The 9,421-nt window shown below is 69.3% G+C and carries 6 protein-coding genes; 3 read left to right on the top strand and 3 right to left on the bottom strand.

Going from position 1 to position 9,421, the window contains the following annotated elements; all coding sequences use genetic code 11:
* The 3 genes from G011_RS0129340 to G011_RS0129330 all read right to left on the bottom strand — a co-directional run.
* A partial coding sequence (locus G011_RS0129340; RefSeq protein ID WP_019611608.1) for a condensation domain-containing protein occupies positions 1-1,492 on the bottom strand: 1,492 nt, incomplete at its 3' end.
* A gap of 101 nt (positions 1,493-1,593) precedes the next feature.
* Positions 1,594-3,471, bottom strand: a complete 1,878-nt coding sequence (locus tag G011_RS0129335; RefSeq protein ID WP_155979869.1) for an amino acid adenylation domain-containing protein — start codon at positions 3,469-3,471, stop codon at positions 1,594-1,596.
* 36 nt (positions 3,472-3,507) lie between these two features.
* A complete protein-coding gene (locus G011_RS0129330) occupies positions 3,508-4,818 on the bottom strand; it encodes an MFS transporter (RefSeq protein ID WP_026338781.1) in 1,311 nt (436 codons plus the stop codon).
* Positions 4,819-5,156: 338 nt separating this feature from the next.
* On the opposite strand from G011_RS0129330, the gene G011_RS0129325 reads away from it, so the two are divergent.
* From G011_RS0129325 to G011_RS0129315, 3 genes are all read left to right on the top strand, one after another.
* Positions 5,157-5,378, top strand: a complete 222-nt coding sequence (locus tag G011_RS0129325) for an MbtH family protein (RefSeq protein ID WP_013152778.1) — start codon at positions 5,157-5,159, stop codon at positions 5,376-5,378.
* Positions 5,379-5,495: 117 nt separating this feature from the next.
* Complete coding sequence (locus tag G011_RS0129320) at positions 5,496-6,731, top strand: PLP-dependent aminotransferase family protein (protein WP_019611604.1); 1,236 nt, start codon at positions 5,496-5,498, stop codon at positions 6,729-6,731.
* A gap of 117 nt (positions 6,732-6,848) precedes the next feature.
* On the top strand, positions 6,849-9,421 hold a 2,573-nt coding region (locus G011_RS0129315), incomplete at its 3' end, for a condensation domain-containing protein (RefSeq protein WP_019611603.1).

Below are 9,421 nucleotides of genomic sequence, written 5' to 3'. Positions count from 1 at the left end.
CACCAGCGAAAACATCCGACCGCGCATCCAACTCCGCGTACGACAACCGCTCCGAACCCGACTCGACCGCGACCGCCTGGGGGGAACGCTCTGCTTGGGAGCGGAAGGAGTCCACCACCGTGCCCTCGACGACCGGGGTCGCCGGGCCCGCCCCCCAGGTGCGCAACCGGGCTTCCTCCCCCGGGACCAGGACCTCAAGCGCGCCGACCGCCGATCCGGGATCGGCGCACACCTGCTCCACCACCCGCAGCAAACGCTCGCCCACCAGCCGCACCGTGCCCTCGTCGAAGGAGTCGGTCCGGAAGTTCAGGTCGAACCCGAACGCGGGTTCGGTCCGGTAGGCGAGGACCAGCGGGTAGTGGGAAGCGTTCGTCACCTCCGGCCGCGTGATGCGCAGCCCGTCGACCGCGTCGCCCCGGAACGCCCCCGCGTACTGTTCGGACGTCACCATCACGTTGAACAGCTCACCGGAGATCCCGGCCGCCTCCTGGGCGGCGAAGAGTCCGAGGTCCTCGTGGCCGAGCAGCCGCAGGTGCCTGCGGTGCAGGGCCCCGAGCAGCTCACCGAACGCGGTGGCGTCGGTGAGGTCCACCCGCACCGGCATCGTCGTCACGAACTGCCCCGCCATGCCCTCCACACCGTCGAAGCGGGGGTCGCGCCCATGGCTGGTGGCGCCGAAGACCACCTGCGACCTCCCCATGAGCCTGGCCAGCAGAACGGACAGCGCCGCGTGGACGAACGTACTGACCGTCACCCGGTGCTCGGCGCACAGGGACTCGACCGCGGCCGACACCTTCGCGTCGACCTCGAACCTCACCTGCCCGGAGTCGGAGGCCGCGGGCCCGCCCTCTCCCCCGGGAAGGTCCAGGTGCGTGGGCCCCTCGACCCCGTTGAGTTCCTCACGCCACAGCCGGGTGCTCTCCTCCCTCCCCTGTGTGGAGAACCACCGCGCGTAGTCGGAGAAGCGGGCCGCCGGTGACAGCGAGGGCGCGTCCGGGCCCTCCTGGTAGAGGGTGAACAGGTCGTTGAGGAGCACGTCGGTGGACCACCCGTCGACGACGATGTGGTGCTGGTTCAGGACCAGGCGCCAGGCGTCTCCCCCCGGGGTGGAGAAGAGCAGGAAGCGGACCAGCGGTGCCTGCTCCAGGTCGAACGCGACTCGGCGGTCCTTCTCGACGATCTCCCGGCACTCCCCGTCGAAGTCCTCCCCCTCCACCACGTGTTCGGCCCATGCGACCGGGGCGGTCTCCCTGACGGCCTGGACGGTCTCCCCGTCGCGCCTCTGGTGGAAGCTCGTGCGCAGGGCGGCGTGCCGGTCCACGAGCCGCTGGGCCGCGCGGCGCAGCCGCTCCGCGTCCAGGCGCCCGTCCATGTCGACGGCCACCTGCTGCGTGTACTGCGACCGGTCGGCCTCGTCGTAGAGGGAGTGGAAGAGGATCCCCTGCTGCGCCGGGAGGAGCGCGACGATGTCTTCGACGGCGGACTTGGCCATGGGTACCAACCTCAGGGTGGGGGGTGGGGGTGGGGTGGGTTTCTCACCGCGTCCGGGCGGCTGGGGCGGACGGTCTCCTCGTCAGGACCGCGGGTGCGGGTTCACAGGCCGAGTTCCTTCTGGAGTTCGCCGACCTCGCGCTCCGGGACACGTGCGGTCGGCCCGGCCCCGTCCGACCCGGCCCCGGCGTCCACGGTGGCCGCCCCTGCGATCGCCGTCGCGGACTGGTGCCTGAGGACGTCGGTCGTGGAGACCACGACTCCGGAGTCCCGGGCCCGGGTGACCACGCGGAACGCCCGGATGCTGTCGCCTCCGCGTTCGGTGAAGAGGTCCCCGGGCCCGAGCCCGGGCTCCTCCAGCACCTCGCGAAGGATGTGGAGGAGGACCTCCTCGGCCGTGTCCGCCCGGTCCGGTGCGCGCTCCGCGTTCCTCGTCGGCTCCGGGAGCGCTCCCCTGTCGAGCTTGCCGTTGGCGTTGAGCGGCATCTCGTCCACTCTCACCAGGGCGGAAGGCACCATGTAGTCCGGCAGTGCCCTGCCCAGGTGCCGGCGCAGTTCGGCCTCGTCCACGCCGCCACCGTCCACGACGAAGTAGCCGACGAGACCGCGCGCCCCGTCCCGGTCCTCCCGCACCACGACCGCGGCCCGGGAGACGGCGGGGTGGGAGGCGAGCACCGCCTCGACCTCCCCCGGCTCGACACGGAAGCCGCGGATCTTCACCTGGTCGTCAACGCGCCCGAGGAACTCCAGATCACCGGCGTCGTTCCGCCGGACGACGTCACCCGTCCGGTACATGCGCTCTCCCGGGGCGAACGGCGAGGCGACGAACCGCTCGGCGGTCAGCCCGGGCCGGTTGAGGTACCCGCGGGCGAGGCGGGCGCCGGTGATGTAGAGCTCGCCGGGCGACCCGGCCGGCGCGGGCGCGAGCGCGTCGTCCAGGACGTGGATGCCCGTGTCCGGGATCGGTGTGCCCAGCGTGGGGCGGGGGGTGGCGTCGGTGTCGGTGGCCACCGCCTCCACGGTGGCCTCGGTCGGCCCGTAGGTGTTCATCACGCGGGTTCCCTCGATCCCCCGGAGCCGCTGCCAGAGGGCGTTCGGGAACGCCTCCCCGCAGGAGAGCAGCACCCGGGGCGCGTGCTCCCCCCTGCCCCACTCCGCGGACTGCACCAGCGCCCCCCAGTAGGACGCGGTGAACACGACGCAGTCGAGTCGGTGTCGGCTCATGATCCGCACGAAGCGATCGACGTCCCGGTAGTCCTCCTCCGCGTAGAGGTGCATCTCGTGGCCCGCGGCCAATCCGATGACGGAGTTCCAGCCGACGTCGAAGGTCAGCGCTGCGGTGTGGGCGATGCGCAGGCGCCGTCCGGCGTCCACCTCGTCGAAGAACCGGCCGTAGTGGCGGCTGTACAGACCCAGGCTGGCCTGGGAGATCTGCACGCCCTTGGGTCTGCCCGTGGAGCCGGAGGTGTACATGACGTACGCGAGGTTGTCGGGGCGCAGCGGTGACCGGCGCTCCTCGTCGCGGACGTCGTGGTCGGCGGGGTGTCCGCCGGTGTCGCCGTCCTCCCCCAGGCGCAGGAACGCCATGGGCACACCGTGGTGGGCGAGGGCGTCGGCGCCCCGGTCATCGGTGACGGCGACCTTCGGGGCGCTGTCGGCCAGGACGTATCCGATGCGCTCGCGGGGGTGGGTGGCGTCGATCGGAAGGTAGACGCCGCCCGCCTTGAGCACGGCGAAGAGGGCGACGATCGCGCCCGGGCAGCGCCGCATCGACACCGCCACGCGCGTCTCCGGTCCCACTCCGGCGTCGATGAGCGCACGCGCGAGCCGGTTGGCCCTCGCGTTGAGGTCGGCGTAGGTGTGGGCGCGGCCCGCATACACGAGGCCGGTCGCGTCCGGCTGGTTCCCGGCCTGGCGTTCGAGAAGGCCGGTGAGGAGGGTCTTCCCCTCCACGCCGCTCACCACGCTGTTGGTCGCCATCATGAATCCCCGATCGTTTCTCCGCTGGTGTCCTGGTCAGTTGGGGTCGGCCTCGCTGGTGGACCTCTCCGGGGACCCGTCGCCGTCAGCGGACTCCACGGGCCACGTCATGGTCCGGAAGTCCCGGTGGGCGAAGGCGAGGAGCACGCACACGGCGAGCACGGCGGCCAGGGTGAGGACCGCGTGGCCGGGCCGCAGGAACTCCAGGAGCAGACCGGCCCCGGCCATGCCGACGGCGCCTCCCACCCCGTAGAGGGTCATCGCCGCCGCGATCACCCTTCCCCTGATCTCGTCGGACACCTGACGGAAGATCAGCAGGTCGACCAGGATCCGCATCGCCGGGACGCCGACGGTGAGCAGGAACAGGAGGGCGGCCAGCCACCAGGGGCCCCACGGGACGGCGAAGAGCGCGATGAGGAGGACGGTGCTGCCGCCCACCGCGAGCATGACCCCGCCGGGGGGCAGCAGCCGGTGCAGGGGCTTGACCAGGAAGGCGCCGACCAGGCCGCCCGCCGCCAGGCCCATCATGGCGAAACCGATCACCGTGGAGGACGCGCCCTGTTCCTCCAGGACCACCACCGAGATCAGGAGGAAGGGCGCGCTCACCGCGTTCATCAGGACGGTGAAGAGCAGGACCCGGCGCAGCTCGGTGGCGGCGGCCATCGTCCTGAGACCCGACAGCATCCGGGTCCAGGCCGATCCGTCGGCGTCCTCCTCGGAGCCCCCGGGCCGGGGTGGGACCGGGCGGACGAAAAGCACGCACACAACGGAGAGGACGAAGGTGATCGTGGTGAACACGAAGGGCGTCGCCATGCTCACCGCGTACAGGAATCCGCCCAGCGGAGGACCCGCCATGGCCGCGCCGTTGCTGCGCACCTCCTCCTGGGTGAGGGCCGAGGTGAGCTGTTCCCTCGGCACCACGGCACGGACCAGAAGCATGCGTGCCGAGCCGCCCAGCGGTGTGACCAGGCCGAGGAGTGCCGCGACGACCAGCAGGTGGGGCAGGGTGAGTGTCGCGAACAGGAGTGCCGCCACCACGCTCAGCGTGGCGGCCGCCCGGGTGCCCTCCGCCAGGAGCAGGAGTGCGCGCCGGTCGTACCTGTCGCAGAGCTCCCCCGCGGGCAGGGCCGCGAGGAGCGTGGCGACCATCTGCACGCCGCCGAAGGCGCCCGCCCAGGCGGGGGAACCGGTCAGGGCCAGGACGACCAGCGGGTAGACGAGTTCGGAGACCTCCAGCCCGAAGAACGAGAACGCCGACCCCACCCACAGGAGCTGGAACCTGCGGTTCCGCCGTAGCGGAACGTCCACGGGCGGCGCCCCGGCTTCTTTTCGTCCTTCGTCTTCCACGCGGTTCCCCTGCTCCCGATCGCCTCCCGCCGGGGCACCCGCCATAGGAAAAACAGCTGGTCACCCGCTTGCCAGTCCGAAGCATATTCCACGAGTGCGCTTTTTCCCTGTCATCAACCGGACAACCCGGCGCTCTTTCCGATCATCCCTTCGTTTCCGCAGGTCAAACCTTGATCGACACCCGGAGGGGTCCGTGGCAGGTTCCTGACATGGAGTTTCCCGATACCCTCCTTGTCCTTCCGGAGAGGGTCTACCTACGCTTCCCTAGACACCGGCAAATCATCACGAAGCCGTCAGAGCAAGGCTCGTTCACCATCCACCACACCCCGGAGAGCGCCATGGGCAACCCCTTTGACAACGAGGACCTCTCTTTCCTGGTTCTCGTCAACGAAGAAGGCCAACACTCCCTCTGGCCCGCCTTCGCCGACGTCCCCGAGGGGTGGGAAGTCCGGGTCCCGAGTTCCCCGCGATCCGAATGCCTCTCCTACATCGAGGAGAACTGGACCGACATGCGCCCCAAAAGCCTGGTCGACGCCATGCTCTCGGACGAGAAGAACTGAGAAAACGGGTCCACGCAGCATCACCTGGAACAGGAAAAGAACGAACGGTGGGGATACGAAGTGGACCTGGCGCTCTCCGACATGCACGCATCACTTGACTCACCGACCACGGAGTCGATGAATTTCCTGAACGAGATCGGGAACGTCTACCCCGACGCCATCTCGTTCGCCGCGGGGCAGCCGTTCGAGGGCTTCTTCGACCTCGACGCCGTCCACCACTACCTGGACGCGTTCCGCGCCCACCTCACCGAGGAGCGGGGACAGAGCGAGGAGCAGGTCCGGCGCACGCTGCTCCAGTACGGCAGCGCTAGAGGCATCGTCAACGACCTCATCTGCCGCAACCTGGAGACGGACGAGGGTATCCGGGTGGACCCCCGTGCCGTCGTCGTCACCTCCGGCTGCCAGGAGGCCCTCTTCCTGGTGCTGCGCGCCCTGCGCGGGGACCCGTCGGACGTGGTGCTCGCGGTGCGGCCGAACTACTCGGGGCTCGACGCGGCGGCGCGCCTGGTGGAGATGGGGGTCCACCCGGTCCGGGAGCCGGCTTCGGGGATCGACGGTGAGAGCCTCACCGAAGCCGCGGAGCAGGCACGCCGGGAAGGGCTCAACCCCCGCGCCTGCTACGTGATCCCGGACTTCGCCAACCCCACCGGGCGCAGCCTGTCGGTGGCCGCCCGGAGGAGCCTGCTGGAGAGCGCCGGGAAACAGGGGATCCTCCTCATCGAGGACAACCCCTACGGCATCTTCGGCCCCGAGGAGAGCGGCACCCCCACCCTGAAGTCCCTGGACGCGTCGCGGTCCGTGGTCTACCTCGGTTCCTTCGCCAAGTCCGGTATTCCGGGGGCGAGGGTCGGCTACGTCGTCGCCGACCAGCGTGTGTCGGCACACGAATCGTCGGACACCCTTTTCGCCGACCACCTGGCCAAGGCCAAGGGAATGCTCAACATCAACACCTCCCCGATCACTCAGGCTGTGATGGGGGGAAAGCTGATCATGAACGGATTCAGCCTCCGTTCGGCGAACACCCGGGAGAGGAACGTCTACCAGGGCAACCTGTCCCGCCTCCTCCAGGAGATGTCTCGGAGGTTTCCCGAAGGCGAGGGCCACGGCGTCAGTTGGAACACCCCGACGGGCGGATTCTTCCTGACCCTGAAGGTCCCCTTTCCCGCGAGTGACGAGGCACTTGGCGTCTGCGCGCGAAAGCACGGTGTGCTGTGGACCCCCATGCACCACTTCCACGGCGACGGAATTCCACGGAACGAGATCAGGCTCTCCTTCAGCCATCTCACCCAGGACAGGATCGCGCTCGGTGTCGAACGTTTCGCCTCGTTCGTCACCGACCACGCCGGCAGCTGAATTCCCGCTGCCCGCATACGGCGGAGGGGATGAACCGCAGGCGTCCGTCACCCATTCCGCAACCCTGACCTTTTCCGTGTCTCCCCACGCCCGCACCCCTTTCAGAGAGGCCGATCCGTGTACCCGTTGTCGTTTGCCCAGCGTCGGTTGTGGTTTTTGTCGCGGTTGGAGGGTGCTTCGGCGACGTACAACATTCCGGTGGTGACGCGTGTGCGGGGGCCGGTGGATGTGGGTGCGTTGGGTGCGGCGCTCAATGATGTGGTGGGCCGTCATGAGGTGTTGCGGACGGTGTTCGCCGAAGTCGGGGGCGAGCCGGTGCAGCGGGTGCTGGATGCCGACACTGGGGGGCGGGTGGAGCTGGGGGTGAGCGAGTGCGCTCCTGATGGTGTGGGCGCGGTGGTGGCTGATCACGCGGCTCACCTGTTCGATCTGGAACACGACATTCCTGTCCATGCGCACCTGGTGCGGGTGCTACCTGAGGCGGGTGCTGAACAGAAGGCCGATCCGGGTCCTGACCAGAAGGCTGGGGCAGTTTCGGGCCAGGATCCTGCGGCGGGTGCTGACCAGGAGGCCGCGCCAGGTCCTGTTCAGGAGTGGGTGTTGGTGTTGGTGGTGCATCACATCGCGGGAGACGGCGCCTCGATGGGGCCGCTCTCCCGGGACCTGGGCCAGGCCTACCAAGCCCGATGCAGCGGTCAGATCCCCCGGTGGGAGGAGTTGCCGGTGCAGTACGTGGACTACGCGCTGTGGCAACACGAGTTGTGGGGCAGCGACGACCACCCCACCGACCTGGCCCGGGAGCAGGTCGGGTTCTGGCGTCAGCACCTGGCCGGGGCCCCCGAGGAGCTGGTGTTGCCCACCGACCGGCCCCGCCCGGCCGTCTCCTCCTACCAGGGAGGACAGATCAGCGTGCCCGCCCCCCAAGGGGCGGTGGAGCGGGTGCGTGAACTCGCCCGGGCCAGCGGAGCGACGGTGTTCATGGTCGCCCAAGCCGCGGTCGCTGCCCTGCTGAGCCGGCTCGGTGCGGGCACCGACATCGTGGTGGGCACCGTGGTGGAGGGCCGTGAGGACCCGGCGTTGGAGGACCTGGTGGGGTTCTTCGTCAACACCGTGGTGCTACGCACCGACCTGAGCGGTGATCCGTCTTTCACGGAGTTGCTGGGGCGGGTGCGGCAGGCCGATCTGGCGGCTTTCGATCACGCCCAGGTGCCCTTCGAGCGGGTGGTGGAAGCACTGCGCCCCTCACGGTCGCTGGCTCGTCATCCCCTGTTCCAGGCGTTCGTGTCGTACACCAGTGGCGGCGCGGACATGATGTCGCTGCCCGACCTGGTGAGCACAGCTCACCGTGTACAGAGCGATGCCGTGCACTTCGACCTCGAATTCAGCTTCGAGGAGGCGGAAGCCCTCGACGGGAGCGGTCTCCAGCTCAGCGTGAACGTCGGCTACACGAAGGACCTCTTCGACGAGGAGACGGCCCGGTTGTTGGGCGAGCGCCTGGTGCGGATGCTGGAACAGGCGTGCGCGAATCCGGATACCGCGGTGAGCCGGTTCGATTCCCTGGCCCCGGAGGAGCGGAAGACCCTTCTTGAGGACTGGGGGACGGCCGAGCCCGCCGCCACGGCCCCCTTGGAGACGGTCCTCGACGTCTTCCGCACCCAGGTGGAGACGGCCCCCGACGAGATCGCCCTGGTCGCGCAGGACGGTGAACTCGACTTCAGGACGTTGAACACGCGCGCGAACCGACTCGCGGCCGTGCTCCGTCAGCGAGGCGTGGGAGCTGAGAGCCGGGTGGTTCTGGCGCTACCCCGCACCTGTGACCTGCTGGTCTCCATGCTGGCCGTGCTCAAGGCGGGCGGCGCCTTCGTTCCGGTCGAACCCGACTCTCCAGCGGACCGGACCGCTCTCATCCTCGCGAACAGCCTCCCTTCGCTGATCGTGACCACCGGCGCCTGGAACCAAGGACGGGAGCTCGGCGTACCCAGACTCGTCCTGGACAGCCAGGACGTCCGCGCGGAGATCGACCTCCAGTCCACCGACGACCCCGGGCCCGAGGGCCGCCCCGCTCCAGGACATCCGGCCTACGTGATCCACACGTCCGGCTCGACCGGAGTTCCCAAGGGTGTGATCGTGGAGCACCGATCCCTCCGGGCCCACCTGGGATCGATCCGGGACGGGCTCCTCGCACCGGAGTGCCGCTCCGCGGGGAAGAGCCGAATGCGCCTGGCCCTTATCGCGCCCTTCTCGTTCGACGCCTGCTGGGACGAGATCGCGGGCATGCTCGCCGGTCACGAACTGCACCTGATCAGCGATGAGGTCCGGCATGACGCCGACCTGCTCAAGGACTACGTCGTCGAGCAGCGCATCGACTTCCTGAACACGACGCCGACGCTCGCCCAGTACCTGGTGAACGCGGGCCTGTTGGACGATCCCCGGCACCGCCCCGCCATCGTGTCAACCGGCGGCGAAGCGATAGGCGAATCGCTGTGGAACAGGCTGGCCCGGTCGGAGACGTCGGGCTACAACTACTACGGCCCGACGGAGACGACCGTCAACGCGACCAGCACCCGGATCACCGAGCGGGACGTCCCATCGCTGGGTGGTCCGGTGGCGGGTACTCGGCTGTTTGTTCTGGATGAGGGGTTGTCCCTGGTTCCGGCCGGGGTGGTGGGCGAGCTCTACATTTCTGGTGC

Source organism: Nocardiopsis sp. CNS-639, from assembly GCF_000381685.1.
Lineage (GTDB): Bacteria > Actinomycetota > Actinomycetes > Streptosporangiales > Streptosporangiaceae > Nocardiopsis > Nocardiopsis dassonvillei.
Note: the sequence above shows the minus strand (reverse complement) of the source record. Positions and strands in the feature narration are given on the sequence as shown.

Coding starts and splice junctions, on each gene's coding strand:
- G011_RS0129335 (WP_155979869.1), bottom strand. CDS start 3,471: ATGGCGACCAACAGCGTGGTGAGCGGCGTGGAGGGGAAGACCCTCCTC.
- G011_RS0129325 (WP_013152778.1), top strand. CDS start 5,157: ATGGGCAACCCCTTTGACAACGAGGACCTCTCTTTCCTGGTTCTCGTC.
- G011_RS0129320 (WP_019611604.1), top strand. CDS start 5,496: ATGAATTTCCTGAACGAGATCGGGAACGTCTACCCCGACGCCATCTCG.